Source organism: Bacillus sp. JAS24-2 (assembly GCF_008274905.1).
GTDB lineage: Bacteria > Bacillota > Bacilli > Bacillales > Bacillaceae_G > Bacillus_A > Bacillus_A cereus.
Window position 1 is genome coordinate 222,756 of the sequence record NZ_CP031069.1, and the last position, 23,329, is coordinate 246,084.

The window sequence follows — 23,329 nt, forward strand, 5'->3', positions numbered from 1 at the left end:
AAACTCTTTTCTTAGTTATGACGCTATAATTAACTAAGAAAAGAGCCCCTACAGTTTTCACTATAATACTGTATATTCTTCACGATATTGTTTCGGTGTCATACTTGTAAACTTTTTAAATACTTTTGTAAAGTAGCTCTGATCATTAAAATTTAACCATGTACAAATATCTACTAAAGAGTATGTGGTTAAAGTCAATAATTTCTTTGCTTCTTCTACACGTTCTTTTTGTATATATTCACTTAAGGAAACACCCACCTCTTTTTTGAATAAATTAGATAGGTAACTGGCATTTAATTGTATACTTTTTGCAACAATACTTAAGTTGATTTTATTGTAAATATTTTTAGAAATATAATCTAAGCAGGTAACTATAGTTTTGGAATACTTATGATTATTATATTCTTTTACTCGATCGGCAAATTTACATAAAGCCTCTTCTATTAATCGATTTACGGATTCTATACTATCTAATTGATCAAGAATTTGTATATATAAAGTACTTAGTGAAAAAGCAATCTCTGATGGAAGATTTCCTTCAATTGCATATTGGGCAGCTAAAGTCATCAGAACAATGCCATGATTTTTTTGGTCTCTTAGCTTACTTACTTTTGAAAGAGTAATAGTCTTATCAAAAGAAGAAGCATATATATGTTCTAGTACTTTTTCTTTACTTCCTTCTTTAATTGCTGTGAAAAATTGTTTTTCTAATGTTATATCGTACAGGTGTAAATTATTTTGTCTTCTTGATGAAATATACAAATCAAGATTAGGAGACGGATTATCCGTTTCATTTAATAATTTATTATGTTCCCATACATGTCCTATGTCTAATTTTTGTTTAAACATTAAGTAATAAAATAAAATTCCTATATCAACCAAAGTGAGTTTATTTATTATTGGTATAGACTGAAAAAACGCTATCCTATCTTCTATTGTAATGCTTGGATGAAATTCTTTTGTTAATTTAATTATTACATCCCTAGATAAACTTGTATGTGTAGTAGGACCAATAATGAGAGTTCCTTTTCCATATATATGATCTATTATATGAATTAAGATAAATTGCTCTCGAAAAGGACTAGTACGAATAATAGGGAATTTATCTGGATCATTTTGCTGATAAAGTTCACTTAAGTAGGCTTCTTTAGACGGATAAAATGGATTATGTATTTCAATAGAACAATATTCAAATGAAATTTTAAAATCCTCGGATATAAAACGAACGGGAACTGAAAATAATTGATGTATTAAATAAGAAAGATATTTTATATCAGTATCGGTATGCATAATATCACCTTCTAAACTTGAAATATTTTTATGGGTAAAAGGAGCATCTTTGTTAGAACATACAAAGTATAGCTTAATAAGGAGAAATAATGACATTTAATCACAAAAAATTATAAATATAAATAATACAGAATGCGTTAAATAGTTATATTTTTAATAGTTTTAAGGATATTAATCTAGGCGTTTAGAAAATCAATTTTCTCTTTTTCTATACACAATCCTAAAGAGATTAAATCAACTTCATTAAATTAAATTGAAAAATAGCATATTTCTAGATAACACATTTAGTGTATAGCATTCTTAACAATTAACTAATTTTTATCCTTTTAAAATCTTTATTTGCTAGATTTTCTTATGTTGCTATCCAGTAAAGAGTAACTTCCTTTATACAAAAGATGTCATATGTAATTTGATTTTTATAAGGCAACAAGTTGTTAAGGGACTTTGTAGTTAAAGTAGTTGTTCTTACAAATATTATTGTAAACTTAGCACTATCAAGTGTAACTTTGGTGGAGAAGCTTAAAAAATATTTGATAGTTGTAATTTGATTACATATTTAGTCTACTATAGTAATTTATTTGTTTATAGTAACATCTTTATAAGTCTTGTACTTTTTTGATAATAATTTTAATTTAATTTTTAGGTGAATTTTAAAATAAGTAATTGCGTTTAGAATTATTAAACAGTCGAAATTTAGGACCTGAATGTCGTTTAATATCGTGAAAATTATTAACATTTTGCATATTTAATAGGAAAGAATAGAATAGTCATTAGGTTAGTAGATAGTTAACATGTTATCCAAAAGAAGTCTCTTATTCCTAGCGTGTGAAAGGCTCAGTGTATTGGAATAAATAAAGCATTTAATCGCTAAGTTGTATGAAAAGGTTGCAAATTAACGTAGGAATTTTCTTCATTATAAATCTAAAGAATTAGTTAGGAATTTTGATGTTATAGTAATCGAAGACCTATATATGAAAGGAGTGTCGCTCGCACTTCACTCTGGTAAGAACGTGGCAGATAATGATTGGAGGGTGTTTGTGATATTTTTAATATATAAGCTACATGAACAAGGAAATTCGGATCTATATCATTTTATAGAAGCTCTTGGTCACGAAAACATTCAAATAAAAAAATTCAGAAAAACTTATGAAATGAAAAAAAATATGGTGTTATATTTGTAAATTATATATTGGATTCGGAGTGGATTTATAAATTTAATATTTCCATTTAATTATGTAATTTCTACATAATTAAATGGAAATATTAACGTTAAATAATCTAGGTTTACTAATTCTAGGAGTATATGAAAAAGTTTTGTTTTTCGTATACTCTTTTTAAATACTTTAAGGTATTTAGGACGAAGAGGTGAAAAATTCTTGTGGATTTTTTACTAAGTAGTTTAGAAAAGCAATTAGGGATATGAAAGTTATGAATATTTTTTATTATTTTATGAAGAAAAATTAGTGATATTTTCTTTAAGTGATTGAAAAAAAGATGATATATTATATATAATCACGATAAATTGGTAAATAAATTTAATAGTAAACATAAGTAATATACAGAAAAATTCTAGAATGGGGAATTAAAAATGGACAGAGAAATATTAATCAGTTTTTTAAAACTTTATCAAGGTATAGGAACACCTTGTAAGGAAGATATTCAGTTTATGATGCAACAAATCACAGCTAGTTGGCCAATTCAAGATAAATGGAGAGACCAAAGAGAAATAGGGTATGAAAAAACAGAATATTCACTTTCCGAAATGCAAATAGCTAGTTTACAAACCTGTATAGATTGCATTTTGAGAGAAGAGTGGTTAGTGTTTATTTGTGAATTAATACATTTTATCAGTAATAATGAATTAACTATGCAAAAAGAGATTTTAGAAATCGAAAGACAAACGATATATATGCTTCGAGGTATGGTTTTTCGAACTAAAAGTTTTTTAGAAACTGTTGAACTAGATTAGTTAATATTATGAATAATCAGAGGCTCACACTTTATTTATACTCTGGAAATTAAAGTGCCAATTATTTGTTGTTATATATTAATAAATAAATTAAATAATTTCATTTAGGATTAAGCAAGTAACTTTTTAAAAGGGGAACCTATGGAATCAAAAGAGCACTTTTATAAGCACTTTTATAAGCACTCTTACAATAATCAACTTATCAGAAAAATATAATAAAAAAGATAAATATTTAGATACAACTATCAAATTAATTTGTATTTTTCACGATACTGTTTTGGTGTCATCGCCGTTATTTTTTTGAAAATCCGGATGAAATAACTTTGATCGCTAAATTTGAGCCACAGATAAATATCTGTTAAGGAATAGGAAGTTAAGGTTAGTAATTTTTTTGCTTCTTCTATTTTCTCCCTTTGAATGTATTGACCCAAAGTGATTCCTACTTCTTTTTTAAATAAACCAGATAAATAAGTCGGGTTGACCTGTAACAGTTCAGCAAGTTCACTAAGAGAAATCTTTTGATAGATATTTCTATTAATATGATTCAAACATGTCGTAATCGTATTTGAATACTTTTTTGTTTTGTATTCCTTTACACGGTCAGCAAACGTACATAAGGCATCTTCTATTAAACGATTAACAGAATACATATTATCTAGTTGTTCAATAGTTTGTATATATAAATCATTCAGTGCAAATGCAATATCTGTTGGTAAATGCCCCTCAATCGCATATCTTGTAGCTAAGGTAATGGCCATAATTCCGTTATTCTTTTGATTTCTTAATTGGTTTCCTTGAGATGTAATTCCTGCCTCTTCTTGAGGAAAAGAATACGCATATTTGATTACGCTTTCTTTATTCCCTTCTTTTATTTGTGAAAAAAACTTCTGTTCTAAAGCAATATTATAATTATCAGGATTATCTTTTCGACGTTTGGAAATATATAAATCTGGATTCACCATTTTATAAGGTGTCTCTTCTAACAATTTATTTTTTTTCCAAACAGTATCGAGATCTAATTTTTCTTGAAAAATCATATAATGTAAGAAAATCCCTATCTGAAGTAACTTGATTTTCTTTACTTCTGGTAGGGATTGATAGTAGGATAATCCCTCCTGTATTTTGTTACCCATTTGAAACGTTTTCATTAATTTGGTTGCTATTTCATCTGTTACTTTTGGATAGGTAGTTGGCCCAATAACAATTGTTCCCCTAATCCCTTCCTGATTTTTAATCCGTATGAAGATAAAGTTTTCAAGATAATTATTCCCTCTAAAAAGCGGAAAATTAAATAGATCAATTTCTTGGCATAGTTTCTGAAAATGCTCTTCTTTAGATGCATAAAAAGGGCTACTTATATCATAGCAAGTAGCATACTCTAAAATTTCTCCTTCCTCAGATAAAAAATAAACGGGTACAAAAAATGTTTTATGAATGAGATTACATATATATTGTGTATCAACTAAACCTTTCATTGTATTCTCCTTTTAAATGAATATAGTAATAAAAATAAAAAATATACCAAGTAAAATACCATTTTTCTGAATAAAATACTATAAATATCAAAAAAAGTGCAAAATAGTGCTACCAAAGGAAAGATTTTACCATACTTTTTTTCGACAATCTTATATTATGTTTTTAGTAATTAATGTCTATCTGAATATCTAGGAAAGGGGATTCAGGCTTTTTGATGAATGGGAAGTAGCTATTTGTTCTGATACATACATGTTAATTTTCAAATAATACGTGAAAACGTTTGAAAATTACAATTTTTATCAAAATATAGCTTCATTATACTAATTCATTCCATAAATTTGAATGTTTTTAGATATTAATTGCTGAATTCTCCCAATATAGAAACAGTAGAGTTTCGATCAAAAGGGAAGTGAACTTATTTGCATATACATCAAGGAGGGGAGAAGATATTGCAAAAGTATTTTGGTTTTAAAAAGTATGGTAAGCGCTTCAGACAGATCATCGTATCATTGTTAGCTTTTTTATTAGTTTTTAGTGGGGTAGCACCTAGTACAGTTTTACAGACAGTTCATGCTGAGACAGCATCATCTACAAATACTGCTGTAACACAAGCACAAGCGAAAAATAAAATGCTAACGTATAAGTTCGACAATTTCTCTAATGATGCTGTAAGTCAATTGTTTACTTTGAATGATGCCGCTGAAGTTCCTGGAGGGGCAAACTTTTTACGATTGACACCGGCATCTACATTGAAATGTGGGGCAGCTTTTACCAAAAATGAAATTTGTTCTAAAAACAATTATTCATTCAGCACAGCCTTCTCATTTAAAATGAGTAATCCAAGTCCCTCAGGCGCAAGTGACGGTTTAACCTTCACGATTCAAGGGGGGACATCTAGTTCGCATACAAATGGAGGTAGCCTAAACTTTTATGGTATTAAACCTAGTTTTACGGTTAAATATGATACGTTTTTAAATACGGATTATAGAGATCCTTCTGCAAACTATATTGGACTTGCGAAAAATGGGAATCCGGTAAATCAACCTGGTTGGTATACCGATTTAAATCAATATAATACAAATAATGGTACCAACTATGCTTTATCAAATGGAACCCAGTATTATACATGGATTGACTACGATGGTTTAAGTCAAAATATACAAGTTCTGCTAGGTACTTCTCCAGATCGAGCAAGCGCGAAAAAAGTGTTAGATGTAGGTAACATCGATCTTGGTACGATATTTAATGGACAACCCTATCATGCTGGTTTTACCGCATCAACAGGAAGTCCAAATGCTGAAACGCATGATATCAATAGTTGGTATTTTGTCAATGACTATGTACCTATTGAAACACTTAATCCGAATAATGATTATAAGCAAGCACCGAGCAGTGTGAAAGTAACGACAGGGCCGTCGGATAAACCAGGAGTATATGATGTTACGGCAATCCTACAAGATCCATTAGGAAATCCTGTTGCTGGTGCATCACTAGATAATCTTACCTCAACCGATGGGCAGGTAACTGGACCGAATGGAGAGTCTGTAACAGATTTAGTATCAGATGCAGACGGAAAAATCCATGCAGTATTGAAAAATTTCGATCATTCTAAAGATAATACTGTATCAGCAACTGTTGGTTGCGCCACGGATTCTAAAATGATATCAGCTGCCAACCAACCACCAACCGCGCCGGATGATGAAAAGACTATTGCGGTAAATACAAAAGTCTCAGGGCAGGTAAAAGGAACAGATCCAGATGGTGACAGTTTAACTTATCATGCAGGTAAACAGCCAAGTAATGGAACAGTTGTAGTAAATGAAGACGGAACATGGACCTATACGCCTGGTAAAGACTATGTTGGTGATGATTCCTTTACTGTTATGGTAGATGACGGGCATGGTGGAACGACAGAAGCGACAATCGTTATACATGTTAAATCAACTCTACCTACCAACTCATGTGGACCATTAGGGCGTGTGGCTTTAATTAATGGTAGCTTTGAAGAGCCGACTGCAAGAATGCCAGGTGATAAAGGTTCACCTGGATCTGAGCATGCTTGGCAGTATTTTCTTGAAAGTGAGGTTCCTGGTTGGAAAACATCAGCATCAGATAAATTTATTCAAATTATGAAAAATGAATTTATCTATAATGGGATGCAGATTAATCCTCCGAATGGAAATCAATATGCTGAATTGAATGCTGAACAAGTATCTGCGTTATATCAGGATGTTAAAACGATTCCTGGACAAACAATCTATTGGCGATTGGCTCATAAGGGGCTTTTGGGTGTAGATACAATGTCTGTACAAATAGGCTCAACGAATATTCCAATAAAAGATTTACCAGTAATCCAAGAAGTAAGTACTGGAAATACTGAATGGAAATATTATTCCGGAACCTATACGGTACCAGCAGATCAAACAACAACAAGATTTGCTTTTAACTCTGTAAACGCTGCAGGTGGAAATCAACGTTATGGGAATTTACTAGACGACATTTTCCTTGGTACAGAGCCTTGTGTATCAGCAACAAAATCTGTAGATAAAGAAGGTCAAGTGAAAGCAGGAGATGAGTTAACGTACAAAGTAAAAGTGAAAAATGATGGCGGTGACATTGCTGCTAAGTCTATTTTCACAGATGCAATTCCTGTGGGAACTGAATACGTACCTGGATCTATACAAGTAACAAAAAATGCAAAGACAGATTCTATCACTGATGGAAAAGATACAGATTCAGGGTATTACCAAGATGGAAAAGTAACAGTTGATTTAGGGGATTTACCGAATACGGATATTCTACCTGATGGAGTTACTGTGCAGTTTAAAGTAAAAGCACTATCTAGTGACGTGAAGCAACAAATCAAGAACAAAGCAAACGTTGCTTATAAGAATTTGTTGGTAAACAAAGATCAATCCGTTGATACAAATGAAGTTGTGAATGAAGTTGAACCAGAACCAGAAACACCAACTCCACCAGCAAACTCATGTGGGCAACTGGGACGTGTAGCACTTATCAATGGTAGTTTTGAAGAAGGACCTGCAAAAGGATCATTTGATCCAGTCAATGGGCCTTTTATGTTCTACCAAGATGAAGTGCCGGGATGGAATACAACAGATACTGCAAATGGTGCGGGTATTCACCTCATTGAAATATGGGATTATGCTCAAGGTTATCCAAATCCTACTGTAAGCCAACAACCGGCTCCTGTAGATGGAAATCGCTATGCAGAGATAAATGCCGTTGAAAATGGCATGTTATATCAAGATGTAAAAACAACACCTGGACAGACGATTTATTGGAGATTTTCACATAAAGGTCTTTATGGAGTTGATACAATGCAACTTCGTATTGGTCCTGTGACGAATAACCCTTATGATACCGTAGTCCAACAACAAATGTCTGATGGAAATACTGGTTGGGGAACTTATGCAGGGACTTATAAAGTACCAGAAGGTCAAACAGCTACAAGATTTGGTTTTGAAGCAGTTTCTACTTCAAATGGATCTATGGGACATGGTAATCATATAGATAACATTTTCCTTGGTACGGAGCCTTGTGTGTCAGCAACAAAATCAGTGTCTCCAGAAGGTCAAGTGAAAGCAGGAGATGAGTTAACGTATAACGTAAAAGTGAAAAATGATGGCGGTGACATTGCTGCTAACTCTATTTTCACGGATGCAATTCCTGCGGGAACTGAATACGTACCTGGATCTATACAGGTAACAAAAAATGCAAAGACAGATTCTATCACTGATGAAAAAGATACAGATTCAGGGTATTACCAAGATGGAAAGGTAACAGTTAATTTAGGAGATTTACCGAATACGGATATCTTACCTGATGGCGTTACCGTGCAATTCAAAGTAAAAGTATTGTCGGGCTATGTAAATCAACAGATTAAGAATAAAGCAAACGTTGCTTATAAGAATTTGTTGGTAAACAAAGATCAATCCGTTGATACAAATGAAGTTGTTAATACTGTGATTGTAAAAGAAGCAAAAATAGAATCTAAGAAAATCGCAAAGAATTTACAAGATAAGAATACCGAAGTAGGAGACGAAATCGAATATACGATTCAAATGCGTAATACGGTTTCGGACAGCATTGTGAAAAATGCGGTAATTGAGGACCAATTACCAGAAGGTCTAGAATATGTCCCAGGGACATTACAAGTGAATGGAAAACCTGTAACAGATACCGAAGGTGATGATAACGGTCATTATGTACAAGGTAAATTTACAGGACAACTGGGTGATATTACAGATACGGAATGGCATACTGTTGTATTCCATGCGAAGGTAAAAGCGGGTCAAGCTGGACAGGACATTCAAAATACTGCGACTGTTACTGGTGATGATATAACACCACAAGAACCATGTACAACAGTAGAAGTTTATCCTAGAAATCCTAAAGTAGAGTCTAAAAAAACCGCAAAAAACCTACAAGATAAAAATATTGAAGTAGGAGACGAAATCGAATATACGATTCAAATGCGTAATACGGTTTCGGATAGTATTGTAAAAAATGCGGTAATTGAAGACCAACTACCAGAAGCACTAGAATATGTCCCAGGGACATTACAAGTGAATGGACAATCTGTGACGGATGCTGAAGGCGATGATACTGGTCATTATGTGCAAGGTAAAGTCACAGGACAACTGGGTGATATTACAGATACAGAATGGCATACTGTCGTATTCCATGCAAAAGTCAAGGCAGGACAGGAAGGAACAGCTATTCAAAATACTGCGACTGTTACTGGTGATGGTATAACACCACAAAAACCAACAACGGAAATTAAAGTGCAACCACTTGGACAAATTGAAATTGAAAAAGTGGATGCTGCGGATTCAACTATCAAATTAAAAAATGCCGTATTCCAGATTATAGACAAAGATGGTAAAGAAGTTGGAAAACTAACGACAGATGAAAATGGTAAAGCAACTTCTGAACTATTACTCTTAGGAAAATACACAGTAAAAGAAATCAAGGCGCCAGATGGATACATGTTATTAAAAGATCCAATTGAAGTAGAAGTTTCTTCGCCATTACAAAAGATTACAGTGGAAAACACAAAAAATGGATGGAATATACCTCATACAGGTGGGATAGGAACAACTTTATTTTACCTGATTGGCATGATCCTAATGGTGGCAGCATTGGTTGTATTTTTCCGTAAGAGAGCTAAAAACAAATAGAAAAGAAACAATGGGGAGAGGTAAAATAAATGAAAAAACTATTTAGTATGCTATTAATCCTTGTATTCACATTTGCTATGATGCCTAGCACATTTGCAAATGCGGCTTCAAGAAGCACAGGTACATTAACAATTCATAAGTATGAGCAAGAAAAAAATGGAGCTCCAGGTGCGGAAGGTGACGGTTCTTCAAGCCAAACTGTTCCTGCAGATGCAAAAGCATTACCAGGTGTAACATTTGAAATTAAACAAATTGCATCATTTGAGAAAATCACAAATGATGGAACAATCGCAAAAGAAAGCGTAACACCAGTTATAAATGCAAAATCAATTCAAGTAACAACAGATGCAAATGGTCAAGCTGTATTCCCAGATCTACCATTAGGACGTTATGAAGTAAAAGAAATTGCTGGTCCAGCACATGTTAATTTAAATCCAAACACGTATACAGTTGATATCCCAATGACAGATAAAGAGGGTAAAGGCTTAAACTATGATGTTCATATGTATCCAAAGAATGAAATCAAACGTGGTGCTGTAGAATTAACAAAAACAGGCGCTGGCGATAAAGTATTAGCAGGTGCAGAATTCTCTGTATTTAAAGAAGATGGTACAGAAGTTCAAAAAGGATTAGTATCAGGTGCAGACGGTAAAATCCGTGTACAAGGTTTAGAGTATGGTAAATATTACTTCCAAGAAACGAAAGCACCAACTGGATATGTGATTGATCCAACGAAACATGCGTTTTCGATTACAGAATCAGGTACAGTAAATGCGGATGGTACAATTACGTCTGGTGCTATCGTACCAGTAGCAATTAAAAACTTTGAAGAACCAACAATTGATAAAAAGATTAATGGGGATTCAGAAAATGCACCAATGAACCCAAACAAAGAACATACTTACGATATTAAAACTTTAATTCCAGAGGATATTAAAGAGTACAAAAACTATGTTGTAAAAGACGTTCTAGATGATAAGTTAACGATTGTAGGTACACCAATTGTTAAAATTGATGGCGTAGAAGTAGATGCAAGTGTAGTAGAAGTAGTTGTAGATGGTCAAAAAGTAACAGCTACAGTGAAAGACTTTACAAAATTAGATGGCAAAAAACAATTACATTTACAAATTGCAACAAAAATTAAAGAAGGCTTCCCAGCGGGAACACAAATTCAAAACAAAGCAAACATTGATTTCACGAACAAAAATGATGTAACAGGTGAAAAAGAATCTAAACCTACAACGGTTACGGTAACAACAGGTAACATTGCTTTAACAAAAGTTGATGGTGCAGATAACAAAACGTTACAAGGTGCGGAATTTGAATTACGTGACAAAGACGGTAAAGTAGTTGTAGTAGAAGGTAAAGAAGTAAAAGGTGTATCAGATGCAAATGGTGTCATCCAATGGAATAACATTCCTTACGGTAACTACCAAATCGTTGAAACAAAAGCACCAACGTATAAAAAAGAAGATGGTACAACAGGTTCTTACCAATTATTAAAAGATGCAATTGATGTAACAGTGGATGCAGATCACCAAGCAATTAAATTAAATGTAGAAAACAATAAGAGTGGTTGGGTTCTTCCAACAACAGGTGGTATGGGCACAGTTCTCTTCACTGTAGTAGGTCTATTACTAATGGCTGCAGCAGCATTTGTTTTCTTCAGAAAAAAAACAGTAAATAACTAATTATTTACAACTTCATACTTATAATAGTTACATGTGAAAAGAGGAGGGCCATTTGCTTCTCCTCTTTTCTCTATATCAGTACACGGTAAAGGAGTCACTATGAAACGGAATATTATTTTTGGATGTATCTTTATATTAGGATTAGGAATCTTTTTATATCCAACAATTAGTAACTGGTTAGCAACTCGAGCACATTATTCCCAGGTTAGTTCTTATGATAAAAAAGTAAAAGCACTGCAAAAGAAAGAGATAGAACGTCGGGAAAAAGAAGCGGATGCGTACAATAAACAAGTTCAACATTCGAATCAAACATTTGCAGATCCATTCGTAGAAAAAGAGAAGACTGGTGGGAAATCCTATGCGGATGCACTCAACATCGGTGATGTGATGGGGTATGTGGAAATTCCTAAAATCAAGGTAAAACTCCCTATTTATCCAGGAACTTCTGAGGAAGTTTTAAGCCGCGGAGTTGGTCACCTAGACAAATCTTCTTTGCCAGTAGGAGGAAAAGGAACGCATACTGTATTAACAGGACATCGAGGTTTGCCTTCGGCAGTATTGTTTACAGATTTAGATAAAATGAAGGAATCTGATGTTTTCTATATCCATTCTCTAGATAAAGTCCTAGCTTATCAAGTGGATCAGATTAAAGTTGTATTACCAAGTGAAACAGAAGATTTGCTCATTGTAAATGATCAGGATTATGTAACATTACTGACTTGTACGCCTTATGGAGTGAATACACATCGATTATTAGTAAGAGGGCACAGCATTCCCTATGAACCGAAGGAAAAAGAAAAAGTAGTCGCTTCAGCACCATCTGTGTTAGAAGATTGGAAAATGATTGCCTCAATAGTTGCCGTTTTAGTAGCAGTCATACTTCTGGTTTTGATAAAAATTAGAAAGAAAAAGCAAACGAGTTAAATCATTAAATTTGTAAAGATGTGAGCTTACGGATTAATAGATAATCTACGATGTACTTTATTTAAATGAGGATCAGGGAGAAAGTGTAGAAAGAGAGTGAATATTGATTGGCTATAACAATCGAAGAAATATATCAAGAAATATTGGACGGAAGAAGGAAAAGCTTTCCTCCTGGTACATGGAGCAGAGATGTAGATGGACAATTAAAACAGAGGGTAACAAAATATTTAATTGAAGAGATTTTAAAATGGAACGATGAGGATATTAAAGAGAAGTGGAATCAACATCTCATTCAAAAATTTAAATTAACTAGTGTAATGCAAAGTTATCGAAGTAGTCCATATGAAATGTTAAACGCAGCTTATCCGAATCGATTTGAAGCCTGGGAGTTGAAGCATACTCCTAGGCGATTTTGGACAAAGGAAAAAAGTTTGGAAATTCTAAAGAAGATTATTGAAGAGAAAGAAAGATTAACAGAGTTTCAATTACTAGAGAATTATGATTTGAATTGGTTGATTAAAAACAAGTTAGGTTGGGCCTGTTCAAAGTATTTTCATGATAGTCCGTATCAAATGTTAAATGCAGCATACCCAAATCGATTTAAAGAATGGGAATTAAAAAATGTTCCTAAGAATTTTTGGACAAAGGAAAAAAGTTTCATGGCTTTACGATGGTGGATTGAGGAAAAAGAAAAATTAACACCAACATGCTTACTTAATGTGTATAGTAGAGAGTGGTTAAGAGAACGAAATTTAAGTACGCCACTTCTGAAGTATTGGGACAGCAATATTTATCAGATGTTAAATGAAACATATCCAAATCGAATTAGAGAATGGGAATTGAAAAGAGTTCCAAAGGAATTTTGGAATAATAAAGAAAGGAATATAAAAATTTTTAAGCAGATTATCAAAGAAAAAGGCATGTCTCAGGAAGATATAAAGAAACATTACAGTTTGAAGTGGATTGTAAATAATGGGTTGAGGACACCACTCATGAGATTCTGGTCAGATAGCCCTTATAAACTACTAAATGAGGCGTACCCAAATCAATTTAAAGAGTGGGAATTAAAAGTAGCACCGAATAAATTCTGGGAAAAAGGGAAAGCGATAAAAATAATTAAAGATGAAATAGATAAAACAGAGGTATCCATTTCACAGTTATTAAAAATGGGAGTGAGAAAATGGATGAAGCAAAATAAATTGACTACACCCTTTAATAAATATTGGAAATGCAGTTCATCTAAGATGTTAAAAGAAATATATCCGAAAGAGTTTGAAGTAGAAAGCCATAAGAATAGGTACTGAATGTATGAAATTTATTTTCTTATAGTTAATTAATCTTAAATATATGCCTTTCTGTAAGAACACCATATTCCTCTAAGTAGGGCATTTAGATAAATCGTCCTTACCCGTAAGGAAAAGGAACACATACTGTATTAACAGGGCATCGAGGCCTACCTTCGGCATTACTGTTTACAGATTTAGATAAAATGAAGGAGTCTGATATATTTTATATTCATTCTGTAGATAATGTTCTTGCGTATCAAGTTAATCAAATTAAAGTTGTATTATCAAGTGAAACAAGGGTTTTATTGGTTGTAAATGATCAGGATTATGCCACATTGTTGACTTGTACACCATATAGTGTAAATACGCATCGATTATTAGTGAAAGGGCATCGTGTCCCATATGAAGCAACAGGGAAAGAGAAACCAAGTGAAAATCATTCAGAGTCTCCTATTGTAGCAATCGGTATACTATTTATGAGTGTCTTCTTATTCCTAATGAGAAGGGGAAAGAAAAAATTAGAAAGTAAATAGAGTTAAAGTGTGTGGTGAAAATATGAAAAAGATGTTACTTAGTGCAACATTGTTTATTCTTGGATTTAGCATCTTTCTATATCCAACTGTTTCAAATTATGTGAATCAACGTGTATATGAAATAGAAATAATTAATTATGAGAAGCGAGTAGAAAAATTAAGAGGTGAGGATTTACGCAACAAATATAAAGTTATGCAAGCCTATAATGAGTCCTTAAAAGGACTATCTTTTTCTATGCAAGATCCTTTTAATAGTAATGATAGGAAAAATGAAACCTTTGTAAATTATATTAAGAAAGATGATGTACTAGGTACAGTCATCATTCCGAAAATTAATGAAGAACTTCCTATTTACTTAGGAGCAACTCAGGAACATCTGAGCATGGGAGTTGGTCAAATTGGTGGAACATCTTTTCCTATAGGTGGACAGGATACGCATACCGTCTTAGCAGGACATCGTGGTTATCATGGGGCGAAAATGTTTCGACATTTAGATCAACTGCAAAAGGGAGATAAATTCTATATTCGTATTTTAGGAGAAGAATTAACTTATCAAGTAACAGGTCACGAAGTGATACTTCCTAGCCAAGTTGAAAAACTCGCTATTATAAAAGGAAAAGACAAGGCTACACTGCTTACTTGTGAACCGTATACTTCAAGTAAATATCGTTTACTCGTTTATGGAGAAAGAGTAAATAATGAAGTAAAAGAAAACGGTACAGAAAGTATGATTAAGATTAAGGAAAATCAAAAGCAAGATTTTGTAAAAACAATAAGTTTTATTGTTATAGGAATTGTAGTGATATTTATTGCTTTATTTGGCCTGTTAAGAAGAAAGTAGCCTTTCTATTCATTAAAAATATAAGATAAAGAGATTCTTTTCCTAAAAGGTTAAATACTATATTTTAGGAAAAGAACTTCTTCGGTTTTTGAAATTTTCAAATATTCTATTATTCTGATTATCTGCCTTTTATCTCAAGTAGTACTTTAAAGTATACTTTTTTAAAGATTTATAGTAAAATTTTTCAGTAAAATTTCACATAGTATACAAATGTGTATACTATGTGAAATGTAAATATTTTCAATTAAAAGGAGGATAAGCATGAAAAATATTGATATAGAGTACTTATGTAAGCTCGTCCATAACACATTTTATGTACCTGTATATTTTCTTTCGGAGGAGGGAGAAATTTCCCATTCTTTTACTTGCTATGATACAAATAGCCCATTTTATGCAAACAAGGAAGAACATTTTCAGGCATTGTATCAAGAAAATGATCCTTATAATTTTCCGATTTTTAGAGGAAACCATTACTTAGAAAACTTTGTTTTAATTCGGATTAAAAATCATGAAGGGATAAAAGGAACGATTGTCATTGGACCAACTACTTATCCAAAAGTAACAGATGAAATGGCAGGAAAGCTTGTAAAAGCCTTTCACGCAAGTGAGAAGATGCAGGAAGGCTTGTCCTACTATCAATCTCTACTTGAGATGAAAAAAATGACGTTACTTCATATAGGGATTTTCTTACATTACATGATTTTTCAAGAAAGATTAGATATCGATACCGTTTGGAAAAAAAATAAATTGTTAGAAGAGAAACCTTATAAAATGGTGAATCCAGATTTATATATTTCCAAACGTCGACAAGATAATCCTGATAATTATAATATTGCTTTAGAACAGAAGTTTTTTTCACAAATAAAAGAAGGGAATAAAGAAAGCGTAATCAAATATGCGTATTCTTTCCCTCAAGAAGAGGCAGGAATCACATCTCAAGGAAATCAACTGAGAAATCAAAAAAATAATGGGATTATTGCTATTACATTAGCTACAAGGTATGCGATTGCTGGAAATTTACCATCAGATATTGCATTTTCTCTTAGTGTTTTATACATACAAACGCTTGAACAGTTAGACAACATGTATTCTGTTAATCGTTTGATAGAAGATGCCTTATGTACGTTTGCCGATCGTGTAAAAGAATACAAGACAAAAAGGTATTCAAATACGATTACCGCATGCTTAAATTACGTAAGCAATAATATCTACCATGAAATTTCACTAAATGAGCTTGCTGATTTTTTAGGAGTTAATCCAACCTATTTATCTAAATTATTTAAAAAAGAAGTAGGCATTCCCTTGAGTCTGTACATTCAAAGAGAACGGATTGAAGAAGCAAAAAAATTACTAACCTTAACTTCCTATTCCTTAACAGATATTTGTCTGTGGCTTAACTTTAATGATCAAAGTTACTTCACCAGAGTGTTTAAAAAAATAACGATGATGACACCGAAACAATATCGTGAAAAACATACTGTAATCTAAATATATTATGTGAAAGCTATACTCAACGTAGTTCATTAGGAATGAATGTGTGTCATAAGAAAATCCGTATTTCTATGTGAAAGAATATGCTTTTATACATCTATTCATAGTATAAAATGTAAATTCTTTTTACAAAGCTAATAGATGCACCAGAAGTAACAAATAAGCTTGAGTACATTACAGATTTCGCGGTACGGGAAAGTCCATAACGGACTTTCGTCCGCCTTTAGGCATGGAACAAAAGTATCACTTTTCATAATATACATTTATGCTTTTTTCTTTTACCGACAGAAGACTTCCCCCTTAATTGGTGTGAGGGTGTAATAACACCAGTAAATAGGAGGAAGATGTCGGCTGGTATAAGTTAAAATGCTTATCTACTATATACTTGCACAGATTCTTCTTTGACAATTGAAGATATGGAGTTACAGAAAAATTATTGTAATTGTAAACGATACAGCCTTTTAATGTCCCAGTCTTGACGAAGTTATAAAAATTAAGCTAGTGTAGTTCATGATGAGTCAATGCACAAGATATATCTGTTCTCATTGTAGGAATTCTACAGACAGAGCTGGATAAGATAATGGTGATTATATCGTTATTCTTAAAAACCTTCTAATTTAAGTTTTACTAAGTAGTAAGCAGCTCATGAAATTAGTTTTGCTTTACATATCCAAATTTGAGTTTGCTTTTTTTCATTATTTATAAGTTCAATACGAATTTCTAATTTAATTCCGATATCTAAAAATAAATCTCCTTTATAATAAATTTGAATATTTTTCTTCCTTTTTATCTTAGTATTTTTTAAGAATCCATACCTTCCAGAAAGACCATTAATAAAGTTTCTTATTACATCTTCTAATTTATAAATTGAACTATATTCTTTTTCAATATTCCATTGATCAATAATCATATTATTTTTAGAGTGATTCATAATAATTTCTTTCAGTTGTTCTTCAGAAGCCTTTTCTAAAAGTAATTTTTCAACATTTATATTTAAAATTCTCCAAGAATCTTCTAGTTCCAATTGTAGTTTTAAATCTTCTAAGCTACTAAAATACATATTTAAAAAGTGATGTCCATTCGTACCAATTAAAGCATATTTATCTTGAATTAAACGATCTATTGATAGTTTGGATACAATGTATATCCCATTTAGTCTTTCCTCAGAAAAAATTTGAATAATTGTACCTACTCTTATTTTATTTTCCATGAATTTCTCTTCCTTACTTAAAATTGAAATGGAATATTTAACTCCAAAAATTTTTGGTAATCTTCGCCTGATTAAGTAATTTCACTTACTAAATTTATCAATATTTTGCCCTACTAATACTTCTATAAGAGTGTTTATTTTTTTATTTTGTACACTATAATAAACCTGATTTCTTTTTCGATTACTAGCTAGTATTTTTTGAGATTTCATTATAGCTAGATGTTGAGATGTAGTAGACTGAGGCTTTTCTAAAAATTCCACAATTTGATTTACAGTGCATGGACCCCTTTTATTAAGTTCTATGACTATTTTGATCCTTATTGAATGTGATATTGCCTTTAAAAGGTTAGCATTTTCTTTGTAAATAGACATTTAAATTTTTTCTCCCTAACGTGTATTTTAATTATTATTTGAATAAAAATTATAAAACTATGTATGTTGATAAGATCATTTTTAAAAATATATTATAGAGTGCTACCATTTTTATAAGTGAAATTGTATTTTTCCTTTACCAGTTAGAGGATAAAACAGCAATGGTATTGTAAAGTAAACTTTAATAATTACTTCAGGATATTTACTCATTCCTTTTCTATAAATATAGTGATATCTTATACCCTTAAGTAGCTTATAATTTAATAACTACAAAATATGAGCATAAGAAGGTTTCTTACCATAAGGATAAAGGATATTGCAATAAAATGATTGTAGTATCTTTGCAATTATTGTATTTATTTGAGGGAAGTATTCTTTTTTATCATTTCAGCTAAGAAGAATCCCTCCTCAAGGAATGCGAAATGAATAGGTGGGGGATGAATTGCCTTCGTACAAGGGAGGAGAAGGAGCCATTTTAATTGTTCAATAGACATAAAGTGTTTAAGCACTCTTTGAAAAGGAGTGCTTTTTTCGCTTCTTTAAACCAAAATATTTATTCTCCAATAATCTCGATAATTCGGGATTCATTCCAAGTATCTATAACAATGGTTAACCTTTCCGTTTCCATTTTTATTTTTATTTGCTACTATGATTGCAAATGAATTTGAACATAATAGAGGAAGTGCAATGGGAATGTTTAACTTTATTAGATATATGGGAATGGCTGTAGGACCAGTTGTTTCGGGATTATTATTAGCAAATTTCAATCCTACAGTTGTATTTGCTATATTTGGAGGATTTTTTATCTTTCTCTCTTTTGGCATGCTTATACGAATTAGTAAGAGATCTATTAAAATTGTACCAAAACAAGAAAATCTAAAATAAGAAAATGATTTCACCATAAAGAATTAATAGTTTATAAACTATACAGTTAACTTATTATCCATAATAAAATTATGGTAAATTAAAAGTTGATCTTATTCACAATAAAAGATGTAATATATTGTTTCTTTTGTAATTTTGAATAAGGTTATTAGAAATTTCAATAAGAGAAATTATATTTAGTTAAGTAACAAAAAAAGTGTAGAAAGGTTTTATTTCTACACTTTTTTTATTTGATACCAAATTTATTGCTATTCTAAATTTTTTATATAAGATTTTACAGCTTGCAATAAGAATTCTTCCTGCCCCATACCAGCACTGGCTGCCATCTGAACTACTTTTTGCTTGAATTGATGATCTACATGAAAAGTTAATGGCTCTACATTACTTTTAAAGTAAATACCTTCTACATGTGGAAGGATCGTGCCAGATTTCATATGAGAATGTAAGTACTTAATCTCCTCTTGAAACTGCAATGGATCTACTTGTAATACGAAAGGCTTAATTTCTAATTTAATAGTATCTGATGAAATACTCAATCGCATATTTGTGACACCTAGCTCCTTATAAAATAAGTTTATTAAATTATAAGTAATGGAATTAAATAATTGAGGTTTTTTAAATGAAAAAGATAAATACCCTCGTTTAGTAATTACCGCTTTTTTATTGAAAGGTTCAAAGGAGTAATCATGTTCCTTATAAGTGGATAGAGGGAAAATTTCTTCGTCCTCTGTAAGAATCTTGCCGTCTCCTCCATTAATCTCTATTACCCTAGCGGTTTTTCCAGTGTGTAGATGTTTTAATAATTGATATAAATATATATCTTCATCTTGAATCTTAGTAATAAATGTTTTTCGCTCTTTTGTTTTAGTTTTTTCATAATCAAGCATAAAAATCTCTAGCTCTTCCTCATCAATAATATATACTTGTTTTCCTCGTTTTTCTACCATTGTCGCGGGTAATTTTCCAGATTTGATGTATGTAAAGATAGTAGATGGTGCAACATTAAGAATTTCAGCTACTTCTTTCGTGCTAAGGCCTTTAACCTCATTTTTATTTTTTAAACGTTCAATATCCTCTAAATAGAAAATCTTACTACCGAATTGCTTCCAGTTATCTTTATATACACATTCTATTAATCCATCTTTTTCTTTTTTTAAAATTGTTTGTACCGTTACTCCTAATAAGTCGGCTGCCTCTTTTGTCGTTACAGTAGGTTTTGTAATGAACAATAAATCTTGTGTCATGAAAGGACACCTCCATAACTATCGTTTACTAATATTTTAGGTATATATATATCATATCAGAATCTGATTTATATTTAAAATAAGAAATAGATTTTATTAAATATTGTATTTATAGTTATGGTTTTAAGATATTTTTCATTCAATTTATATGTTAATGGATTTTTATAGTTATTTTCATTATAGAATCACTATGAATTTTAAATAATTAACTTTTAAATAATATCTATTTATTAATAAATTATAAAAAATATAAATATAAGTAAATGAAGAAGAATATAACGTTCTTACAGAAAGAAAATGAATTATCATTTGTATAATTAATAGAAGTAAAATAAAATAATAATTATAAGTACTAAAGATAATTATATTCATAATCTTCAATAGGAGTGGTTAATACTAAATATGAATAATAAATATGTAAAAGAAAATTTATCAATTATAAACAATCAAAGTGAGTATATAGATACATATGTAGAGAATATAAGAGATATCGTTCCATTTCTGCATAACAATAGTTATGTAGATAAGGTGGAAGAGAAGATGGAGGTTGCGGAAAAAGAGGGGAAAAGTAAATATACGTATTTAAGTGACATAGAAGTCATTTATCATTTCGTACATTTACAAAAAGATATGGATGAGAAGAAGAATAGAAAAGAGGATACGAAAAAGAGTTATATCTCAGAAATCGTATCATTTTGTCAGTGCATGGTGCAGCATGCAGAAGAATTTGAATTGAATGGGGAAGAGGTACAGAAAAAGGAATCTTTATTGAAAATATTGCAACCTTGGCATATTCGTAAATACAATTCTTGGTTGAAACGGGTAGAGAACGGTAGGAATGGTGACACATATGCAGTCGCAACACTTGCAAAGAAAACAGTGCTCATTCGTTCTTTTCTAAAACATCTTCATGTATTTTCTTATATTGAAAAACCTCTTCATGAAGAACTGCAGCGCGCAAATGTAAATGAGCAGGATCGGCCAAATCGGGATCTATCCTATGATGAGGTTATGAAAATTTTAGGGTTTTATAAAGAAAGAGGACATTTAGTAAACTATACAATTTTACTTGCCCTGGCAAGTACTGGTGCAAGAATTCAAGAATTGTGCAACGCGAGAGTGAAGGATTTACATTATGACGGAAAGTACTGGTTAAAAGTTACTGGAAAAGGGGATAAAGTGCGTGAACTTTTCATTTCGGAACACTTATACCAGTGTATTTGTGAAATGAGGCGGAGAAGGGGATGCCAAACGGTATTGGAAAAAGGGGATGATAGTCCGTTATTTATAAATCAAAGAGGAAATACTTATAACTCTAAAACACTATCGAATCAAGTAACAGATATGATAAAAAAGACAAACTTAGAGTTTCTACAGTATCGTGAAAATCCAGTAACGGCACATACATTCCGTCATGCTTTTGCAATCATGGCAGTTGAACAAGGAAATGCAGATTTATATCATTTAATGCAAACATTGGGGCATGAAAACATTCAAACGACAAAGATTTATTTAGAAAAGCACATGAAACGAGAAAATAATGTAGGTACCTCATTTGCAGATCTGTTATTGTGAATTTGAAACTCTTCAAACCTTATTTAATTATGTATTTTTTATATAATTAAATAAGGTTTTATTCATGCGGAAATATAAATAGATAATAATTAGTAAAGAAATGAGTTTATAATTTCACCTGTTATTTGGTAGATAGCATAGAGATAGCCAGTGAATTAGGAGATATTTGGGTTTGAGGAATTCTCACATGTAAATAGTTCTGTAGGTGGAGAAATTACGAGATATTTATTTTGAATTAGAAAGGAATAATTATCAGATGAAAAGACCAGAAACTGTCTTACGTATTGTCTTACGTATAGCCACAATAAAAATGTTTAATTTCTAATAATGGTAGCACCACATGCCTATCAAGCTAAGAAAACAGATTGACCCCAAAACGAAAAAATGGACTTTTTTGTTAAAAGTTAGTACAAAATTTCGTTCTGGGGGTACTATAAAATTTTAACTTGATGGCGATGGGGTAGAACCAACATTTCGTGGATTCTGTACGTTAAGACTACATGTTAACGAAAATATACGCTAAGGGATTAAAATTACGAATATCGTAGATGGGCATCAATTCGCCCTAGATTTATATGTAACGATTGGAAACGTGAAGAAAATACAGGAGAAAATACTTTGGAAACAAATCGAGAACGATCTTTATAAAGAAACACTCCCGAAGGAGTGTTCATCGTTTCAGTTCAAAAAGGTAAAATCCATAGTCTGTGGAAATACCTTCATAATCCATTTGTCTAAGCATTGCAGTAATGTTACCACGATGATATGTGCCGTGATTAACCACGTGCCTAATGAGATCGTTGTAATTAGCCCGCAACACACCGAATTTAAGCGGGTACTCAGATATTGTCTCTAAATCAGATTGATGGTTCAAAATAAACTCTTCATATCGAGCCGCTATTTTATCATAGTAAGCCTCAAATGCATCGAGCGTGGCATCGTTTACCTCTTCACGCGAGCTCGTCATTGCAGCATAAATGTCCTCAGGACTTTCATGGGACATTATGCTTATCCAAGTGTTATCCACAGAATAGATATGTGCTAATGCGTCGCTGATAGTAGGAAATACACTTTTTAATGGTCTACGGTACAGATCATCAGGAAGTTTCTTTAAATGATCAAAAACTCTTTTATTAGCCCAAACATGGTAACGAAATAGATCCAGCGTATCGTTCATTATATCCCTCCTAGATTCTGATGTTATTTCGAATGGTATAGTGTTCTATACATCGAAATGGATTCTTCAACTATTATACACGATTTTTTTTCGGATGAAATCTCTTGACCATCTTTCTGTCGCAAAGGAGTATCTTTACCCTAATAAAAAATAAAAATAATAAT

Annotated in this window: 15 protein-coding genes and 3 pseudogenes; 12 read left to right on the forward strand and 6 right to left on the reverse strand. The window is 31.8% G+C overall.

What is annotated here, in order from left to right; genetic code table 11:
• Positions 1-60 precede the first annotated feature (60 nt).
• The gene (locus DN407_RS28140) at positions 61-1,290 is read right to left on the reverse strand and encodes a helix-turn-helix domain-containing protein (protein WP_149216886.1); all 1,230 of its coding nucleotides are present in this window, start codon (positions 1,288-1,290) and stop codon (positions 61-63) included.
• Between the two features lie 822 nt (positions 1,291-2,112).
• On the opposite strand from DN407_RS28140, the pseudogene DN407_RS32375 reads away from it, so the two are divergent.
• Positions 2,113-2,363: pseudogene (locus tag DN407_RS32375) on the forward strand (transposase); the annotation flags it as partial.
• A gap of 515 nt (positions 2,364-2,878) precedes the next feature.
• A complete protein-coding gene (locus DN407_RS28150; RefSeq protein WP_149216887.1) occupies positions 2,879-3,259 on the forward strand; it encodes a hypothetical protein in 381 nt (126 codons plus the stop codon).
• A 245-nt stretch (positions 3,260-3,504) separates the two neighbouring features.
• Here the strand turns inward: DN407_RS28150 and DN407_RS28155 are convergent, their stop codons facing one another.
• The gene (locus DN407_RS28155) at positions 3,505-4,734 is read right to left on the reverse strand and encodes a helix-turn-helix domain-containing protein (protein WP_149216888.1); all 1,230 of its coding nucleotides are present in this window, start codon (positions 4,732-4,734) and stop codon (positions 3,505-3,507) included.
• A gap of 450 nt (positions 4,735-5,184) precedes the next feature.
• Between DN407_RS28155 and DN407_RS28160 the strand changes: the two genes are divergently transcribed.
• The 7 genes and pseudogenes from DN407_RS28160 to DN407_RS28190 all read left to right on the forward strand — a co-directional run bounded on the left by DN407_RS28160 (position 5,185) and on the right by DN407_RS28190 (position 16,699).
• Positions 5,185-9,936 carry an isopeptide-forming domain-containing fimbrial protein gene (locus DN407_RS28160; protein ID WP_149216889.1) on the forward strand — a complete coding sequence of 1,584 codons (4,752 nt, stop codon included), beginning with the start codon at positions 5,185-5,187 and terminating at the stop codon, positions 9,934-9,936.
• A 29-nt stretch (positions 9,937-9,965) separates the two neighbouring features.
• Positions 9,966-11,627 (forward strand): SpaH/EbpB family LPXTG-anchored major pilin, encoded by a 1,662-nt coding sequence (locus DN407_RS28165; protein WP_149216890.1) that lies wholly within the window; start codon positions 9,966-9,968, stop codon positions 11,625-11,627.
• Positions 11,628-11,726: 99 nt separating this feature from the next.
• On the forward strand, positions 11,727-12,551 hold the full coding sequence (locus tag DN407_RS28170) for a class C sortase (RefSeq protein WP_149216891.1): 825 nt from the start codon (positions 11,727-11,729) through the stop codon (positions 12,549-12,551).
• 107 nt (positions 12,552-12,658) lie between these two features.
• Complete coding sequence (locus DN407_RS28175; protein WP_149216892.1) at positions 12,659-13,855, forward strand: DUF4046 domain-containing protein; 1,197 nt, start codon at positions 12,659-12,661, stop codon at positions 13,853-13,855.
• A gap of 76 nt (positions 13,856-13,931) precedes the next feature.
• Positions 13,932-14,370, forward strand: a pseudogene (locus tag DN407_RS28180) (sortase); the annotation flags it as partial.
• 22 nt (positions 14,371-14,392) lie between these two features.
• Entirely contained in the window at positions 14,393-15,211 is an 819-nt protein-coding gene (locus DN407_RS28185; protein ID WP_149216893.1) for a class C sortase, read from the forward strand.
• Between the two features lie 261 nt (positions 15,212-15,472).
• Positions 15,473-16,699, forward strand: coding sequence for a helix-turn-helix domain-containing protein (locus DN407_RS28190; protein ID WP_149216894.1), 1,227 nt, complete (start codon positions 15,473-15,475; stop codon positions 16,697-16,699).
• 646 nt (positions 16,700-17,345) lie between these two features.
• On the opposite strand, the gene DN407_RS28195 is transcribed toward DN407_RS28190, so the two are convergent.
• Positions 17,346-17,912 carry a hypothetical protein gene (locus tag DN407_RS28195; RefSeq protein WP_149216895.1) on the reverse strand — a complete coding sequence of 189 codons (567 nt, stop codon included), beginning with the start codon at positions 17,910-17,912 and terminating at the stop codon, positions 17,346-17,348.
• 81 nt (positions 17,913-17,993) lie between these two features.
• On the reverse strand, positions 17,994-18,284 hold the full coding sequence (locus DN407_RS28200; RefSeq protein WP_149216896.1) for an ArsR/SmtB family transcription factor: 291 nt from the start codon (positions 18,282-18,284) through the stop codon (positions 17,994-17,996).
• 479 nt (positions 18,285-18,763) lie between these two features.
• Here DN407_RS28200 and DN407_RS33000 point away from each other — a divergent pair.
• Positions 18,764-18,925, forward strand: a pseudogene (locus DN407_RS33000) (MFS transporter); the annotation flags it as partial.
• Between the two features lie 46 nt (positions 18,926-18,971).
• A complete protein-coding gene (locus tag DN407_RS28205; RefSeq protein ID WP_481748647.1) occupies positions 18,972-19,169 on the forward strand; it encodes a hypothetical protein in 198 nt (65 codons plus the stop codon).
• 248 nt (positions 19,170-19,417) lie between these two features.
• Here the strand turns inward: DN407_RS28205 and DN407_RS28210 are convergent, their stop codons facing one another.
• A complete protein-coding gene (locus DN407_RS28210; protein WP_149216897.1) occupies positions 19,418-20,413 on the reverse strand; it encodes a helix-turn-helix domain-containing protein in 996 nt (331 codons plus the stop codon).
• 402 nt (positions 20,414-20,815) lie between these two features.
• Between DN407_RS28210 and DN407_RS28220 the strand changes: the two genes are divergently transcribed.
• The gene (locus DN407_RS28220; protein ID WP_149216899.1) at positions 20,816-21,988 is read left to right on the forward strand and encodes a tyrosine-type recombinase/integrase; all 1,173 of its coding nucleotides are present in this window, start codon (positions 20,816-20,818) and stop codon (positions 21,986-21,988) included.
• A 670-nt stretch (positions 21,989-22,658) separates the two neighbouring features.
• Here the strand turns inward: DN407_RS28220 and DN407_RS28225 are convergent.
• The gene (locus DN407_RS28225) at positions 22,659-23,165 is read right to left on the reverse strand and encodes a DinB family protein (protein WP_001000186.1); all 507 of its coding nucleotides are present in this window, start codon (positions 23,163-23,165) and stop codon (positions 22,659-22,661) included.
• Positions 23,166-23,329 lie beyond the last annotated feature (164 nt).